This window comes from Chromohalobacter sp. 48-RD10, assembly GCF_029889785.1.
GTDB lineage: Bacteria > Pseudomonadota > Gammaproteobacteria > Pseudomonadales > Halomonadaceae > Chromohalobacter.
Genome location: NZ_JARANX010000002.1, coordinates 152915 through 168867 on the forward strand (window position 1 = coordinate 152915; position 15953 = coordinate 168867).

The 15953-nt window shown below is 57.5% G+C and carries 18 protein-coding genes and 2 pseudogenes; 12 read left to right on the forward strand and 8 right to left on the reverse strand.

The window, feature by feature from the left end; all coding sequences use genetic code 11:
* Positions 1 to 2 precede the first annotated feature (2 nt).
* A pseudogene (locus tag OP496_RS03530) lies at positions 3 to 194 on the forward strand (type II toxin-antitoxin system YhaV family toxin); the annotation flags it as partial.
* A gap of 65 nt (positions 195 to 259) precedes the next feature.
* Here the strand turns inward: OP496_RS03530 and OP496_RS03535 are convergent.
* The 4 genes from OP496_RS03535 to OP496_RS03550 all read right to left on the reverse strand — a co-directional run bounded on the left by OP496_RS03535 (position 260) and on the right by OP496_RS03550 (position 2352).
* The gene (locus OP496_RS03535; protein WP_246975113.1) at positions 260 to 451 is read right to left on the reverse strand and encodes a DUF2283 domain-containing protein; all 192 of its coding nucleotides are present in this window, start codon (positions 449 to 451) and stop codon (positions 260 to 262) included.
* Positions 452 to 453: 2 nt separating this feature from the next.
* Positions 454 to 708, reverse strand: a complete 255-nt coding sequence (locus OP496_RS03540; protein ID WP_280562378.1) for a DUF4258 domain-containing protein — start codon at positions 706 to 708, stop codon at positions 454 to 456.
* 71 nt (positions 709 to 779) lie between these two features.
* A complete protein-coding gene (locus OP496_RS03545; protein ID WP_280562091.1) occupies positions 780 to 2024 on the reverse strand; it encodes a type II toxin-antitoxin system HipA family toxin in 1245 nt (414 codons plus the stop codon).
* Complete coding sequence (locus OP496_RS03550) at positions 2011 to 2352, reverse strand: helix-turn-helix transcriptional regulator (protein WP_280562092.1); 342 nt, start codon at positions 2350 to 2352, stop codon at positions 2011 to 2013. The genes OP496_RS03545 and OP496_RS03550 overlap by 14 nt, the downstream gene beginning before the upstream one ends.
* A gap of 177 nt (positions 2353 to 2529) precedes the next feature.
* Here OP496_RS03550 and OP496_RS03555 point away from each other — a divergent pair, with 177 nt between their 5' ends.
* Both OP496_RS03555 and OP496_RS03560 read left to right on the forward strand, forming a co-directional pair.
* Positions 2530 to 2862, forward strand: a complete 333-nt coding sequence (locus OP496_RS03555) for a hypothetical protein (RefSeq protein WP_280562093.1) — start codon at positions 2530 to 2532, stop codon at positions 2860 to 2862.
* Entirely contained in the window at positions 2846 to 3187 is a 342-nt protein-coding gene (locus OP496_RS03560) for a type II toxin-antitoxin system PrlF family antitoxin (protein WP_280562094.1), read from the forward strand. The genes OP496_RS03555 and OP496_RS03560 overlap by 17 nt, the downstream gene beginning before the upstream one ends.
* Positions 3188 to 3269: 82 nt before the next feature.
* Here OP496_RS03560 and OP496_RS03565 read toward each other — a convergent pair.
* A pseudogene (locus OP496_RS03565) lies at positions 3270 to 3404 on the reverse strand (transposase); the annotation flags it as partial.
* A 78-nt stretch (positions 3405 to 3482) separates the two neighbouring features.
* Positions 3483 to 5201, reverse strand: coding sequence for a methyl-accepting chemotaxis protein (locus tag OP496_RS03570; protein ID WP_348521997.1), 1719 nt, complete (start codon positions 5199 to 5201; stop codon positions 3483 to 3485).
* Positions 5202 to 5416: 215 nt separating this feature from the next.
* Between OP496_RS03570 and OP496_RS03575 the strand changes: the two genes are divergently transcribed.
* From OP496_RS03575 to OP496_RS03600, 6 genes are all read left to right on the forward strand, one after another.
* Positions 5417 to 5863, forward strand: a complete 447-nt coding sequence (locus OP496_RS03575; RefSeq protein WP_280562095.1) for a hypothetical protein — start codon at positions 5417 to 5419, stop codon at positions 5861 to 5863.
* 189 nt (positions 5864 to 6052) lie between these two features.
* Positions 6053 to 6568, forward strand: coding sequence for a hypothetical protein (locus tag OP496_RS03580; RefSeq protein WP_280562096.1), 516 nt, complete (start codon positions 6053 to 6055; stop codon positions 6566 to 6568).
* Positions 6569 to 6708: 140 nt separating this feature from the next.
* Positions 6709 to 7188, forward strand: a complete 480-nt coding sequence (locus OP496_RS03585) for a hypothetical protein (RefSeq protein WP_280562097.1) — start codon at positions 6709 to 6711, stop codon at positions 7186 to 7188.
* A 102-nt stretch (positions 7189 to 7290) separates the two neighbouring features.
* The gene (locus OP496_RS03590) at positions 7291 to 7665 is read left to right on the forward strand and encodes a flagellar protein FlaG (protein ID WP_280562098.1); all 375 of its coding nucleotides are present in this window, start codon (positions 7291 to 7293) and stop codon (positions 7663 to 7665) included.
* A 147-nt stretch (positions 7666 to 7812) separates the two neighbouring features.
* Positions 7813 to 9555 (forward strand): sulfate permease, encoded by a 1743-nt coding sequence (gene sulP, locus OP496_RS03595; RefSeq protein WP_280562100.1) that lies wholly within the window; start codon positions 7813 to 7815, stop codon positions 9553 to 9555.
* Between the two features lie 109 nt (positions 9556 to 9664).
* Positions 9665 to 10096 carry a transcriptional regulator gene (locus OP496_RS03600; protein WP_280562101.1) on the forward strand — a complete coding sequence of 144 codons (432 nt, stop codon included), beginning with the start codon at positions 9665 to 9667 and terminating at the stop codon, positions 10094 to 10096.
* A gap of 22 nt (positions 10097 to 10118) precedes the next feature.
* On the opposite strand, the gene lhgO is transcribed toward OP496_RS03600, so the two are convergent.
* Both lhgO and glaH read right to left on the reverse strand, forming a co-directional pair.
* On the reverse strand, positions 10119 to 11315 hold the full coding sequence (gene lhgO, locus OP496_RS03605) for an L-2-hydroxyglutarate oxidase (protein WP_280562102.1): 1197 nt from the start codon (positions 11313 to 11315) through the stop codon (positions 10119 to 10121).
* Between the two features lie 95 nt (positions 11316 to 11410).
* On the reverse strand, positions 11411 to 12373 hold the full coding sequence (glaH, locus tag OP496_RS03610; RefSeq protein ID WP_280562103.1) for a glutarate dioxygenase GlaH: 963 nt from the start codon (positions 12371 to 12373) through the stop codon (positions 11411 to 11413).
* A gap of 151 nt (positions 12374 to 12524) precedes the next feature.
* Between glaH and csiR the strand changes: the two genes are divergently transcribed.
* The 3 genes from csiR (at position 12525) to OP496_RS03625 (ending at position 15925) form a co-directional block, all read left to right on the forward strand.
* On the forward strand, positions 12525 to 13214 hold the full coding sequence (gene csiR / locus OP496_RS03615) for a DNA-binding transcriptional regulator CsiR (protein WP_280562104.1): 690 nt from the start codon (positions 12525 to 12527) through the stop codon (positions 13212 to 13214).
* Positions 13215 to 13489: 275 nt separating this feature from the next.
* Positions 13490 to 15010: a glycerol-3-phosphate dehydrogenase gene (glpD, locus tag OP496_RS03620; protein WP_280562106.1), complete on the forward strand. Its 1521-nt coding sequence runs from the start codon at positions 13490 to 13492 to the stop codon at positions 15008 to 15010.
* A 186-nt stretch (positions 15011 to 15196) separates the two neighbouring features.
* Positions 15197 to 15925, forward strand: a complete 729-nt coding sequence (locus OP496_RS03625) for an MIP/aquaporin family protein (protein ID WP_280562107.1) — start codon at positions 15197 to 15199, stop codon at positions 15923 to 15925.
* Positions 15926 to 15953 lie beyond the last annotated feature (28 nt).

Sequence of the window (15953 nt, forward strand, 5' to 3'; positions counted from 1 at the left end):
AGATCCTCATTTACGCTTGGGTCAACGACGAATCCACCCAACGCGCCTATGACAGCAAGCACGACGCCTATGCTGTCTTCCGCAAGATGCTCAAGAACGGCAATCCACCGGATAGCCGGGATGACGTGTGGCAAGCGGCCAGTGGTGATGACGAACGCATCCAAGCACTGCTGGATGCGGACGCGACGCGGTGAAGGGTGGCAAGAACCATCGGGAACAAGTTCCCTCCCCCCTGGATTCATAGCATAACCGCATCACCTCAGGCCGCATGGCTGCGCAACAAAGGCCATGCGCCCTGCTTGGATGCGTCCAAAATCACAATTTCCACGATAGAGCCGTCTTCCGCATAGCTAACATGGGTATTCCAATCCTGCGAGACTTCCTTCGCAACGGCCTTCTCAGAAAGATGCACAACTAGGATATCGTCAGTTTCATCGTACGTGGTGCGCATGGTCATTCCTCCCACTGAAAATGATGCATGACGGTTTTGACGACCAGCCTATCTTCAAGTACCACGGCGGCACATACCAAATTATCGTTGCGCCCTTCCATAGCTTTGGCGATCCATAGCCGCGTATCGTCCTTATAACGCATCTGGCCGGTTTCCAGAAGCTCACCGAGCAGCACTTCTGTCATACCGCGCTGAGCCATACGCTCACGTGCATGCCGGGTAACATATACATCCAAACCGAATCGCCGACAGAACATCAAGGTTCACCTCATTGTATGGTGACCATAATTCTACTGACTCTGGTCGAGCATTACGAAGCCAGCAAGCGTCAATAACCTTCCAGAGAGAAGGGGTTCAAAAACTGACGGCCCCACAGGTATTGGCGGTCCACAAAGGGCAGTTGAGCGTCGTCGCAGACTGCGTCCCATTGGCTTTCGAGCGTCTGGATCATCCGGTCGATAAGCTCTCGAGCTTGTCCGGTCTCGAGATGAAAAGCCGGTGCGGCTGCCAGGCAGGTGCGTAGCTGGCTGCTGTTATCATCGCTAACGAGGCGCATGGCTTGTGATGCGATACCTCCAACCCGCGATTGTGGGCAAATGTCGTAGGCCGGGGTCAACGTAAAGGTTTTTCCATCCCAGAATGCAGCGTGGTTCCGAGCGTGGTCGTCGGTGTTACCGCACAGCACGTTGAACACCATGCGCTTGAACAGTTCATGCAGTGTCGCACGGGGTTCGGTGAAGCGAGCGCGTACCTGATGGGCGAGGTCCTCATAGCTGGCATAGCGAGCGGTCATTTCATCCAGCCCTAACAGCGTCAGGGCCGATACCATCGCATAGCGTAACCAACCTTGCCGAGATAGTCGGCGGTCGAACCGCTCGACAAGTAATACGTCGCGCCCCATGACGTAGCGCAACTCGACGTTGGCAACGTCCAGACCGGCTAGATGCGCTAGACGCATGGCGACAAATTCTGTCTTGACCACACTGTAGAGATCGTTTGACGCAGAAAACTTGGCCACCTGCTTGCGCGCGTTGTCGCCAATCAGGGCTTTGGGCCGAGCGCCGCCAATGCTGGTGCCGTGTTGCAGCGCCTGGGCAAGCGCCGTGGGCAATGGCTTGCCACGGTCGACGCTCTCGGCTGCTTCCATCAGGTCTTCCAGACTCGCGCCCAGCTCCCCACGAGACTCGTAATGTTCTGCGCTGGCCTGAAAATCAAGAGCGCCTATTCGGTCGGAGCCGGATTCCAGCATGAAGGTGAGGTCATCGAGCGTCACCAGATCAGCATCGGCGCCGCTCCTGCCGGTCAAGCGGTTGATGATTACTCGTCGGCCCCAGGCATCCGGGGCTGCATCGCGTAATACCGAGGGCAATGTACCGCCTGCCAGCCTTTGGGCACCACGGCGCAAGGGCAACTCATCGGGAAATAGGCTAATCGCATCGTCCCGTTCAAGGTAACGCCGGCCATAGAGGAACCGATAGCCACCTTGCTCGTGTTGCAGTAAACCGGCAGCGACCGGCTCGGTTTGTCCGGGGAGCCACACCCACACGTAGGCTCGATCGTTAGAAGTCGTCATCGGGTAGGTTCTCTTCATTGCGATGAACGGTCTTGCCAGGCAGCAATGTCATACGTTGCTGCTGCTGTTGAGCGAGGTCCGCGAGATTGCCCGAATCGGTGCCAAACAGGGGAACTCCCAGCAGCGTGGCGGCTTCGAAGTAACTGCCGATGGCGACCGATGGGTCGCCTTTCAGCAGGCTTTGCAGCGTTGCCCGGCTGATACCGATGCGTTCAGCCAGTTCACGCTGCGTCCAGCGCCTGTGGCGCCGGGCCTCTTCGATCAAATTGGCGAATAGCTGCAGCGCGTGATATGTGCGGGGCGAAAGTGTTTGGCGTTTCGTCTGCATTTTTGACCAATATTTTAGGCATAAAGTAGTTAAAGTATAAAATATTGGTCATTTTGGCAAGAAACATGGTTCTTCGCAGATTAGCGTGAAACAGACAGGATAGAGAGACGGCGGTAAATCCGGATAAGCTGATGTTCACCACAAACCTCAGCCCCTCACCTGGATACCGCCGCCGCCATGGATGCTAGCGCCTGGAACCTGTTCTGGAAAGGCTTCACCGTCGCCCACCATGAGTTTCTGGATGCCCAAACGCTGTGGCTCCAGTTGGAGCCCGATGACCGAATCCCGCCGGTCTGCAGCAGCTGCGATCACGCCTGCTTCCTCATCCATGATGTGCACCACCGGCGTGTCCAAGAGACCCCGCTACTGATTTGTCGTGCTGGAGATGCCGGTGAGACGCCTGCGCTGCCCTGTCTATGGACCAACACGCGAGCGGATCGACTGGCTGCCGGTTCTCCGTACTCCTTGCATTGCCATCGAGTGGAGGCCCGTCATGAACACGGCCATTGAGGATGATTCCACCCTCACGGATCGCTACCAGACGACCGTGCCGGCATCGGTTCGACGCGCACTGAATCTGAAGCGTCGCGACCGGCTTCACTATACGGTTCGATCCAATGGAGAAGTCGTGCTCTCGCGTGCCGATGATGAGCCCAGCCAAGACCCTGTGGTGGCTAGCTTTCTGGCGTTTCTGGAGCGCGATTTACAGGCGCATCCGGAAAACATTCGTCCCGCCACCACCAGCGCCTTTGCGCAGCAAGCACGACGCTTATGCTGTCTTCCGCAAGATGCACAACTAGGATATCGTCAGTTTCATCGTACGTGGTCCGCATAGTCATTCCGCCCACTGAAAATGATGCATGACGGTTTTGACGACCAGCCTATCTTCAAGTATCACGGCGGCACATACCATATTAGCGTTTCATCCATGGATACAGGCTGTAGCTGGAAACGCCCAACCGGGCGGCGACCTCGGCGACGGGATGGCCCCACTCCGCCACCTGCTTAACATCTTCGATCTTGAATGCTTCGGTGTATCGTTGACGACTCATGGAACCTCCTGGTCCCTTCAGTATAAGGCCAGGAGGTATCTACGAACGATGGCAGCGGCTATTCCCCCGAGACGGAGATTAACTCTGTTGATGTGTGAGGACTTGGTTCATGCGTGAGTCATCCTCTTCGGTATTACTCAATTTGAAAGAACTGATCAGAGCCATGAGGCGTTCCACCTGATGACTCATTTCGTCGGCGGCAGCGCTACTTTGCTCGACCATCGCCGCATTCTGCTGCGTCATGGTATCCAGTTCGGTCACGGCGGTATTGACTTGGCTGATACCGCTGCTCTGCTCCTGAGAGCCTGTGCTGATCTCGCCGATCATTTGCGTGACCCGCTCGATACTGCCGGCAATGTCTTCCATCGTTTGACCGGCTTTGCGCACTTTTTCCGAACCTGACTCGGCGTTGGAGACAGAGGTTTCCACCAATCCGCGGATCTCGCGTGAAGCATCGCTCGAGCGCCCGGCCAGCGTGCGGACTTCTTCGGCAACGACGGCGAAACCTTTGCCATGCTCACCGGCGCGCGCCGCCTCGACGGAGGCATTAAGTGCCAGGATATTGGTCTGAAAGGCAATCGAATCGATCATGCCGATGATCTCGTTAATGCGTGATGCCGACTCGCTGATATCGTTCATGGTCGTTTCGACATCCTGCATCGCCGTCTGACCGCCACGAGTGACATCGACACTACTGCGCGCCAGTTCATCGGCTTGTGTTGCAGTCTCGGCCGTATGGCGAACCGTGGAGGTAATCTCTTCCATGGATGACGATGTTTCCTGCAGGTTGGACGCCGTCTGCTCGGTACGCGACGCCAGGTCCTGGCTGCTCTTGGCTATTTCATTCGAGGCCGAATTGACGCTTTGGGTACTGGAACGCACCGCTTGCAACGTCCTGTCGATCCGGTCGATGAAATCATTGAAGCGTTCCCCCAACTCGCCGATTTCGTCGCTACGGCGTGAGTCGATGCGTTGGGTCAGGTCGCCATCCTCCTCGGTAATCTCACGGATTCGCTCACTGACAGCGCGAATCGATTTCGACATTCTGCGAGGGCCAATCAATGCGAGAGCGATGGCAGCCAGGAAGATGATCGACGAAATGGTAATGACCCAAAGCTGCTGAGTATCGATCCGGTCGAGCATCGATGTTTCCAGATCGGCCACTTTGGCATTCAAGGCCTGACCAACCAGGTCATAAACCTCACGCAACTCATGGAAGCGTGGCATACTCTCTTCATCGAATAAGGCTTGGGCTTTCTCTATTTCGCCATTTCGGTGCAACTCGACGATGTTATCGGACACATTAGCCCACGCCTCGTAGCGCGTTTCGAATTGCTCCAGCTCCGCCACCACACTCGGATAGTTCGACATGTGCTCTTCGAACGTATGCATGCGGTCATAGGCCTGCTCGGCATTTTCCTTGTAATCCGCAATGAATTGCTGGCCTCCGTCGCTATCCGGTTCTTCATCAAGGAGCTCCAGCAACGCCATTTGTCCTTGATACAGGTCCCGATCCGCATTCAGGACATTTGAAATCGCCACATTGAACTCACCACTAAAGTCGGTCATCCGCTCCTTGACGGCATTGACCAATCGCTCATCCACCACCATGATCGCCAACATCGAAAGCGCTACCGTAATAAAAGCGACAGCATACTTGACGCTAATTTTATTGAGATTGCTTTGATGTAAATTACTCAACATACCCCTCCTCTTAATGTTCACGCACCATCTTTTCTTAGGTAGAAAGGGTATCGGCTGGGCATGGATAAACTTGAATAAATCCCTTCTCTCCAACGATCAATGAAGTATGTTTTATTATGGATAAAGACTGTATAAGTAGATATACATACTTTGCATTGCTATTCGCTGACTGTCATACCAAGGTAGCGCACCGGCCGATGACGCAGTAGCAGCGGTACGCCTGAGCCGGCGTCAGTGCTGCGCTTATTAGTTGAATTCAGGGCCAGAAACCCCCGCCAACTTCCACCTATCTGGCCCATGACGCTCAAGTGAGTCGCCTCAAGGCCGATATTCGAAAAACCATGAGCAATCTTGTTGTTGCTCCTTCTCGTTTGAGCGCGTTTTCTCTTATAGGCGATACCATGTCTTCTCCCCGTACCCACATCACCGTTAATGAACTGAATGACGAGATCGTGCCGCGCCTCGATCTGGTCGAGAAGCTGATCAATACGACCCTGGCGTCGCTCATCGAGACGACCGAATCCGACGAGGAACGCACCCGTCGCGAGGATCAAAAACGCCGTTTCGAGCTGATGCTGCTGTCCATCCGCATGAATGTCGCCAGTGTATCGCGCCGCCATGCGGCGGTGATCCGTGCTACCCAGGACGATGATCGCACTGGCGGTTCTCTCCTGCAGCTGGATGAAAACGAAGCTATCGCCCTGGATAACGCAAGATTGCTGTACGATCAGGTCAAGGCGCATGCGCGTCAGTAGTGCGGCTGCGCGTATTAATCGTCTGATTTGTGGGCTCGTAGCGAAACGGGCATTCGTACTTTAGGCGGGGGATACTTGATTTTTTCTTGTAATGGGTTAAATCTGCTGAACTTCTTTGAATATGGCTAGTACACCATGCGGACTTTATTGCGCAGTCAGACCTTTTTAATCGTGCTATGGGGCGTGGTCATGACGACCCTACCCTACACGACGTACAAGATATTGCTCTTCCAACGCCAGGCACCGTCACTACTCGGCGCCCACTTGCCCGCGTTGCTCTTTGCCAATATTGCCATGATCGTACTCCTGGTCGGCACATTGCTGCTAGTCACCTCCGCTCATTCGCAGTTGCGTCAGGACCGTTCGCGCAGCCGGCATGAAGCATCGTCATCACCGCCGTCGCCTGCCCCTCAATCCGGAGCACGCTCGCCACGTCCCAAAAAAGCAGAAGCGCCCGCGGAATCCGCCGCCACCGGTCTTAAGCTCGTCGAAATCGGCGCGGAAAGTCCCTTGCAAAGCCGTTTACCGCTCGGCGCGGTGGTGGTATCGGTCAATGGCACCTCCGCAACATCGCTCGCAGCGGCGGAATCGGTCCTCAAACCGGGAGTCAATGAACTCGACTGGCTAGACGATAACGGTAAACGCAACATGGCCTATGTCATGGTCCGCGATAGCAAGCTGCACGCCGAGTTTCGCCCCGTTTGATGTTATGTCAGTGAAAAAAGCCTTCGGCGTTAAAAAAGCCATTAAAGTCTGATCTGTCATGGCCGATAACGGATAAGCAGGGACGTTACCGGTCTTTATTACGCTAGCCAAAGCAAAGAACTAAAAAAGCGAGGCACCCGATGACTCATATCGGTACATTCATCACCGAATCCGACACCAGTATTCACGAGAAGCTGAACCACGCCCTTGAAATACTTCTCGAGCGCGATGCCTCCTTGCTCAAGGCGTCGGCGACGGAACGTTCTCTCTCCTTCCGCTTGGCCATGTACCTGCAACAGGCGTTTCCCGACTGGGATATCGATTGCGAATACAATCGCTGGCCGGGCCCCTGCAAACGCACCCGCCACATGACGAGCGTGACCAATACCGCCGATACCGATGCGCGTACCGCCTACCCCGACATCATCATTCATCACCGCGGAACCCACGAGAACCTTGCCACTATCGAGGTGCAAAAAAGTACCAATAGCTTCGGTAAGCATCAGGACGTCAAGAAGATCCACGCTTACAAGCGCGATAGCAGCTTTCGGCATGCCTTCTTCGTCGACATCGGCGTCGGCGACGATGCCGGACGCACGCACATCGATATGATGACGTGATCCGGTTGCCACCGGGTGCTCTTAGGCTCTCTGAGAAGAGCCTGCTTCTTGAATGAGGCTGCACTCGATATACAAGATCGATAACAACGCAAGGGGACGTATATGTCGTCGAACATTCCTGAATTTCCCGTCAACAGCGGTCCTGCCACCGCCAACATCACACCCAACCCGCTGAGCGGCCGCCAGCGACTGGATATGGCCCTGGCCCACATCCAGCCTGACAGTGACGCGCAAGGAATATCGGCGCCATCGGCCTTGACCATGAGCGAGCTCGCTAAGCCCATCGACCGCGTCAACGATGTGATGCGCGCCTACAATGTCCAGTTCGAACTGTCGGAATACGAGGGCCGGATCGTGACACGCATCGTCGACCGCGACAGCCAGGAACTGATCCGCCAGATCCCCAGCGAAGAGACGCTGCGCATTGCCGAAACCCTAGAGCAACGCCAGGGCCGACTGGTCGATTGGGAAGCGTGATTCAGAAGGCCGCCTTGCGTCAGCTCCCGCCCCTCGCACTTGCACACACGGTCCTCACGCCGCACCATTAGTGCCTATTAGAAACACTTCTAGCGTTATACCTTTTCGCTCAGACACCTGACTTCCTTGCACATCAACGAGACCCGGATGCTCAAGCGTTACTTTCCCATCGTCGAGTGGCTGCCAGGCTACGATCGCTACACGCTATCCCAGGATCTCTTCGCCGCCGTCATCGTCACTTTGATGGTCATTCCGCAAGCGCTGGCCTATGCCCTGCTCGCTGGGCTTCCGGCGGTGACGGGCCTCTACGCCAGCATACTACCGCTGATCGCATATACCGTCTTCGGTACCAGCCGCACGCTGGCGGTGGGACCAATGGCGATCGTCGCCCTGATGACCGCCGCGGCGTTATCAAACATCGTAGCCACGGGGACCGTCGCCTACAGTGAAGCCGCCGCAACACTAGCGTTCCTCTCCGGCGTCATGCTGATGCTGATGGGGGTCTTCCGGCTGGGCTTCTTCGCCAACTTTCTGAGTCATCCGGTCGTTTCCGGGTTGCTCAGCGCCTCGGGCGTGTTGATCGCCACCAGCCAGCTGGGCAACTTATTGGGCATCTCGATGTCCGGGTTCACGCTGATCGAACAGCTCGCCGGGCTGGTCACACATTGGCAGGATTTCAACGGTCTGACGGCGTTGATCGGCCTCGTCTCGCTGGCGTTTCTGATGGGGATGCGCCGCGCCGGTCCTACGCTGCGCCGCATGGGCATGACCGCCACGCTGAGTGGCTTCATCACCAAGGCTGGGCCGATCATTGCCGTCATGATCTCGACCCTGCTGGTGTGGGCGTTCAACCTGGAGGCGCAGGGCGTGGCCGTGGTCGGCGAAATTCCGCGCCATCTACCACCGCTGGCGCTGCCCTCGCTCGACCCGAGCTTGATCAGTACGCTGCTCATGCCGGCGTTTCTGATCAGCCTGGTCGGCTTCATCGAGTCGGTATCGCTGGCGCAGATGCTGGCCGCCAAACGTCGTCAGCGCATTTCGCCCGACCAGGAGCTTTTCGCGCTGGGCGGCAGCAACATCGCCGCCGCCTTGAGCAGCAGCATGCCGGTAACGGGCAGCCTGTCGCGCACGGTGATCAATTTCGATGCCGGCGCGCGCACGCCGGCCGCAGGCAGCTTCGCCGCGCTGGGCGTGGCGCTGGTGACGCTCTATCTCACGCCGCTGATTCACTTTCTGCCCATCGCCACGCTCGCCGCCAGCATCATCGTCTCGACCTTCACGCTGCTTGATGCACGCGGCCTGAAGCGCACCTGGCGTTATTCGAAGCGCGATTTCGCCGCCATGCTCGCGACCATCGTGCTGACCTTCGTCAGCGGTGTCGAAGTCGGTGTCATCACCGGCGTAGGGCTATCACTGGCATTGTTCTTGTACCGTACCAGTCGCCCCCACAGCGCTCTGGTAGGTCGCGTCCCCGGTACCGAGCATTTCCGCAACGTCGAGCGCCACACCACCGAGCACGACCCCAACGTGGCCCTACTGCGCGTCGACGAAAGCCTCTACTTCGCCAACGCGCGTTACCTGGAAGACACCGTTTACGCCATGGTCGCCGAACGCCCGGCGCTCAAGCATGTGGTGTTGATCAATTCGGCCATCAACTTGATCGACGCCTCGGCACTGGAAAGCCTGGAAGCCATCAATGCCCGCCTCGACGATTCACAGGTCAAGCTGCATCTCGCCGAAGTCAAAGGCCCGGTGATGGACCAGCTCAAGCAAAGCGACTTCCTCGACCATCTTACCGGCGAGGTCTTCCTGAGCACCTATTACGCCTGGGAAGCGCTACACGACGAGAAAACCGCTGTGAAACCTCAGCCTAGCGACTCCCCTCGCTAAGCTGTGTCTCACGATGGCCAAACGATATGAGAATTGGAGAGACCTATATAGCATATTGCTATTTATCACAAACGGAATACGATCAGGGCAAGTGGAAACAGGAGTGACTATGCACACGCTCGTCGAACAAGCCACTCAGCATTGGAGCTATCTGGCACCACTGCTCACCATGCCCACCGACGACATCGAATATGACGCGCGTGTCGAGGCCTTGGATGAACTTCTCGACCTGATTGGCGAGGATGAGTCCCACCTCCTCGCCAGCTTGGCGAGTCGCTTGGGGGATGTCATCGAAGCCTACGATGAAGAACGCCGGCCCATGCCCGACGTTTCGGGTGTCGACGTACTGCGTTATTTGATGCAGGAGCATCAGATTTCACAAAGCGAGTTACCTGAAATAGGCGCTCAATCGGTGGTATCAGCCATTCTCGCCGGACGCCGTAAACTCAACTGGCGCCAAGTCTGCGAGCTATCGGAGCGCTTTGGCATCGCGACTGATACCTTCAAGGAGTCCAGCCCCACCCGCCGTGTTGCCGGTTAAATATCTCTCTTAAGGGAGACGCTTATTCTTCCACCAGCGCCTTCACCTTGTCGACGATATGCGCGCCGATGGGGATTGCCGAGGTAGCGGCGGGCGATGGCGCGTTGCACACGTTAACGCTGCGCCGCGTGTTGACGAACAGGAAGTCGTCGATCATCTTGCCATCCTTGGCCACCGCCTGGGCGCGCACGCCGGCGGGATAGGGGCGCAGGTCATCGCGGGTCAGGTGCGGACAGTACTTGCGCACTTCTTCCAGATAGCCGCCCTTGAAAAACGAGTTCTTCATCTCGTGAAGCCCTGGCTTGAGATTGGCCCGCAGTACCTTGCGAATCCCCGGATCGCCGGCCATGGAAGCCAGATCGCTAAACGACACATCGCGTTTGCGATACCCCTCGCGCTTGAATGCCAGCACGGCATTCGGCCCTACGGTGACGCTGCCATCGATCATGCGCGTCAGATGCACGCCGAGAAACGGCATCGCTGGATCGGGAATCGGATAGATCAGGTGATTGACGATGCGATTGTGCTCGGGCGGCAGTCGATAGTACTCGCCCCGGAACGGGCAGATCGTGAACTCGGGCGTTACGCCCAACATGCGGACTACGCGGTCCGCCATCAGTCCCGAGCATGACACCAGATGGCGCGTGGTAAAAATGCCCTGGTCGGTGGTCACCACGACCTCTTCGCTGCGCTCTTCGAGTGCCGTGACCGGCGCCGCGTAACGCACTTCGCCGCCGGCATTCTGGAACACCTCGGCCATCTTCGCGGTGACCTGCCGATAGTCGACGATGCCACTGGCGGGCACGAAGATACCGCCCTGCCCGGTAATGTTGGGCTCACGCTCACGCAGTTGGTCGGCGTCGAGCCATTCGCGCTCCAGGCCATTGGCGGCGGTGCGTTCCCACAATGCCTGCATACGCTGCATTTCCACCGCGTTGGTGGCGACGAGCAGCTTGCCGCAGCTTTCGTAATTGATGCCGTGAGTATCGCAAAACGCCTTGGTAGCGCGGTTGCCTTCCAGGCAAAAGCGCGCCTTGAGGCTGCCCGGCGTGTAGTAGACCCCGGCGTGGATCACACCACTGTTATGGCCGGTCTGATGATGCGCCGGGCCGCGTTCCTTCTCGACGAGCAGTATGCGCTTGTCGGGATAGGCCTCGATCAGTTGCATGGCGGTGGACATCCCCAGGATGCCGCCGCCGATGATGATGAAATCGTACACCGCGTTCTCGCTTGTCAGAATTGAACCGTTACAGCCTGCGCAACGCCGGGTTGGCGTTCAAGACATCTCTCACTCATCGCGCATCAACTGCCCACTCAAGCGTGCTTGGGATTGGCAAGCGTCTGCTTCTGGGTGAAGTAACCGCGCTGGCGCATCAACTCACGGCGCAAATCGGGATGCGGCGTGAAGCGATCACGCCCATGCAGCCAGAAGTGATTGTTGAGCAGCAGGAAGCTGCCGATGGGGATTGGCACGGACAGTCGCGCTTCGCTACTTTCCAGCGACTCGGAAAGATCGCACAACCAGTTGCCCTCCTCGAAATCGCGCGGCTGCACGAACTGATCGATGTAGGACATCACCGGACGCCCCTGCGCATCGACATCGAACACCGGATGATAGACGTCCTGGCCGACATTCTTGCTGGGCGGCGCCGCCCAGCGCATCTTGCGACGCGCCATGGGGTGCGCGTGGAAACGCTCGAGATCTGCCCAGTCATCGAGATGCAGCAACAGCGAATTACCACCCTGCATGTGCTGCTCGTCGATTTTCATCATCAGCACGTAGTCGGTGTCCTGCTCGACGAAGGTGCCGTCGTTGTGCAGCTCCATGACGCGATGCGGCTGACGCAGGTAGCTGTCGGATTCATCGACATTCTTGACCACGAAGCGCGCGTAGTACTGCCCACTCATGGCATCGAAGTTGGAGCGTCCGATGCAATGCGCCACCGCCGTGGCCACCTTCACCATATCGTCGGCCTGCGCCACTTCATCGAGCCCTTCCGGCGTTACCAACAGGCCACCGGTGGCACGATCCACCAGTGTATCCGCCAGCCACGGTTTGAGGGTATTGGCGCATAGGTCGTCGAGGATTCGAGCGACGCGAAAACGCAGCATCGATTTGTATTCCAGCGCCTGAATCGGCCATTCAGCGGTGGCGTCGAGAAAGGCGCGCACGGTCGCGGCGTCCAGGGTCAGTTGCAACAACCGCGATGATTGAGCGGACGGTGCGACGCTGAAACCTTGAGAGGCACGGTCGGCAGGGGTATCGAGGGCGGTCATGGCTAGCCTCCACGGTGTTCTAGATGTCGGCTTAAAAATATCTATATTTTTATAAAACGTCAAAATTATACTTGCACATCGACGCCAGACCGTTCCCCGCTTCCGGTGGCCTCCGGTATCATGGCGCTCACATATTTGGTGGAATCACCCCATGACCAGCGCCACTCCGCGCCCTAATCTCGCCATCGGTGCCTACCGCCAGCTCAAGCGCGACATCATTCGCGGTGCCTACACGCCGGGCGAAAAGTTGCGCATGAGCGATCTAAAGACACGTTACGATCTGGGCGTGGGGCCCATGCGTGAGGCCCTGTCGCAATTGGTCAGCGAACGCCTGGTGACGGCCGTGAGCCAACGCGGCTATCGCGTCGCAGAGATGTCGATCAAGGAGCTCGAGGACCTCTACGATGCACGCGCGCAACTGGAAGGCTTGGTACTGGAACTGGCCATCGCCCGGGGTGGCGACGACTGGGAAGCGGAGATTCTGGCCAAGGCGCATGCCCTCGCCAAGGTGGCAACGATAAACAGTGCCGACGACATGCTGGATGTCTGGGATGCCCGTCACCAGGCTTTTCATAGCGCGATCGCGGCGGGCTGCGATTCACCGCACCTACTGCAGACACGGACCTGGCTCTTCGACCAGGCCGAGCGCTACCGCCATCTATGGCTTTGCCAAACCGTGTTCTCGGCAGAGGCGCTTGACGCCAAGCGGCGCGAGCATGCAGCGCTGACCGACGCCATCCTCGCCCGTGACGCGGCGACAGCCTGCGCCATGATGCGCGAGCACCTGATGACGCCGGTACCGATCATCAAAGAGGTGTTACGTGAACAGGGGCTCGTATAAATCCTGGAGTCGACCACGATCGGTCAGCGTGCGGTCGTCGTTCGCATCTGGCCGCCATGTTCTGATCCGAATTTTGAATTTTCACATCGACTCGCTTTTTCACTGACGAACCCGCATCCACGCACTGCCCTTCTCCTCCACAAGACCGTCCCCATGGCCCATTCTTCTAACACCGACCATAAGCCGGAATAGCGTCTACTACTTTTTGCCTAATTGAAAATGTTCGATTTCGCGCCACAATGATCCAAACCGAACACCAGTGGGCGAATGCGAACATGCAAAACGAAACCTACGATCTGGTTGTCATCGGCGGCGGCATCAACGGTGCAGGCATCGCGCGTGATGCTGCAGGCCGTGGACTTTCGGTGCTCGTCGTCGAGGCGGACGATCTCGCCAGCCATACGTCATCGGCCTCGACCAAGCTGATCCACGGTGGCTTGCGCTATCTGGAGCAGTACGAATTCAAGCTCGTGGCCAAAGCTCTCTCCGAGCGCGAAATACTCCTCAAGACGGCGCCGCACATCATCTGGCCAATGCGTTTCATCCTGCCCCATCAGAAGCACCTGCGTCCGGCCTGGATGATCCGAGCCGGGCTCTTCATGTACGACCATCTGGGTGGAAAACAGTCGCTAGCGGGCTCGCACGGCATCAAGTTCGCCGGTCATTCGGCCGGAGCACCACTGAAGCCCGAGTTCACCAAGGGCTTCGTCTACTCGGACGCCTGGGTTCAGGATGCCCGGCTGGTGGTGCTCAACTGCATGGATGCAGCCAACCGTGGCGCCTGCATCATGACGCGCACGCGTGCCGAGACCGCCATACGCGATACCAACGGATGGACCGTCACCCTGCGTACCGCCGAAGGCGATACTTGCAAGGTCGCCGCTCGCGGACTGGTCAACGCGGCCGGGCCCTGGGCCGTGCGTTTTCTCGACGAGGTCGCGTCGCTGGATCACAAGTATTCGCTGCGCCTGATCAAGGGTAGCCATATCGTAGTGAACAAGCTGTTCGACCACGACTACTCCTATATCTTCCAGCAACCCGATGGCCGCATCGTATTCGCCATTCCCTACGAGCGCGATTTCACGCTCATCGGTACGACCGATATCGAGCACGAGGGCGCTCCCGGCGATATCGCCATCGAGGAAGACGAGATCGGCTATCTATGCGAGTCGGCCAATCGCTATTTCGAACGACCTATCGAACCCGACGATATCGTCTGGAGCTACTCGGGCGTGCGTCCTCTCCTCGATGACCGTGAGGACAACGCCAGCGAAATCACCCGCGATTACCGTATCCAACTCGATACTTCCGACGGCGCTCCACTGCTCAATGTCTTCGGCGGCAAGCTGACGACCTATCGACGGCTGGCGGAGGACGCTGTCGATCAACTGGCACCCGAACTCGGATGCCAGCAAAAAGCCTGGACCGGCAAAGGCCATCCACTGCCCGGCGGCGAAGAAGCGAAACCACAGCACCTTTTCGAATCGCTACAAGCAAGTCATCCCTTCATTCCACTGGGCATGGCCAATCGTATGGTCTTCAACTACGGCACACGGGTCACGAACATCGTCGGCGATGCAAAAAGTCTGGACGACCTCGGTGAGCATTTTGGCGCCGACCTGTACGCCGCCGAAGTCGATTACCTGCGCGATCACGAATGGGCGCGCACAGCCGAGGACATCCTCTGGCGGCGCTCCAAGCTCGGGCTACGTCTCAGTGATGATGAACGTTTCCGGCTTGCCGATTACCTCACCCGCTCCTTCGCTGAGCCGACCCAAGCCGATTCAGAGGCTTAAAACGAACCTGGAGAACCCAGCCGTCGTGAATAACGACACAAACCCAACTGCCATCGATGCAGGTGGCGCCACAAAGAGGAGGAAAACCATGACTCGCCGACTCATTGCTGACATGCCTGTCGACATTGCTGGACGTGCGCATCCCGGCTTATCCAACCATGACACTCATTACCACAAGGCATACTCATGGGCATTGTAGAAACGATACTGGTCCACGAAATCGCCGGCACGGCGTTCCTGACGCTGCTGGGTTGCGGCGTGGTGGCCAATGTCCTTTTGAACAAGACGAACGGTAACGGCAGCGATGGCATCGTGATCTTCTTCGGCTGGGGGCTTGCCGTGTTCTGCGGTGTTTACGTCGCCTACGATACCGGTGCGCATATCAATCCAGCAGTGACGCTGGCCCTATTGATCGGCCCGGCCAAAGAGTATGCGGAGGGTATCCCGATCAATTTCGTCACCACCCTCACCTATTTTGTGGCCGAACTCATCGGTGGTTTTCTAGGGGCCGTGGTTTGCTATCTGGCCTACAAGAAACAGTACGATGACACCGAAGACAACGCGCTCAGACTCGCCACGTTTTCCACCGCACCGACCATCCGATCCTATGGCTGGAACCTGATCAGCGAAATCATCGGCACCTTCGTGCTGATCTTCGTCATTCTCATGTTCGGCAATACGCCGTCCGGCCTCGGGCCCTTGGCGGTCGCGCTTTTGGTGGTCTCTATCGGGGCTTCGTTGGGTGGCCCTACCGGCTATGCCATCAATCCAGCACGCGATCTCGGCCCGCGCATTGCCCACGCCTTACTGCCTATCAAGAACAAGGGGTCGAATGACTGGCACTATGCCTGGGTGCCGGTCGTCGGCCCTGTCATCGGCAGCACGTTGGCGGCACTTGTTGCTTACATCTACTAACCCATTCAGATTGATCGATTTTTTGTAA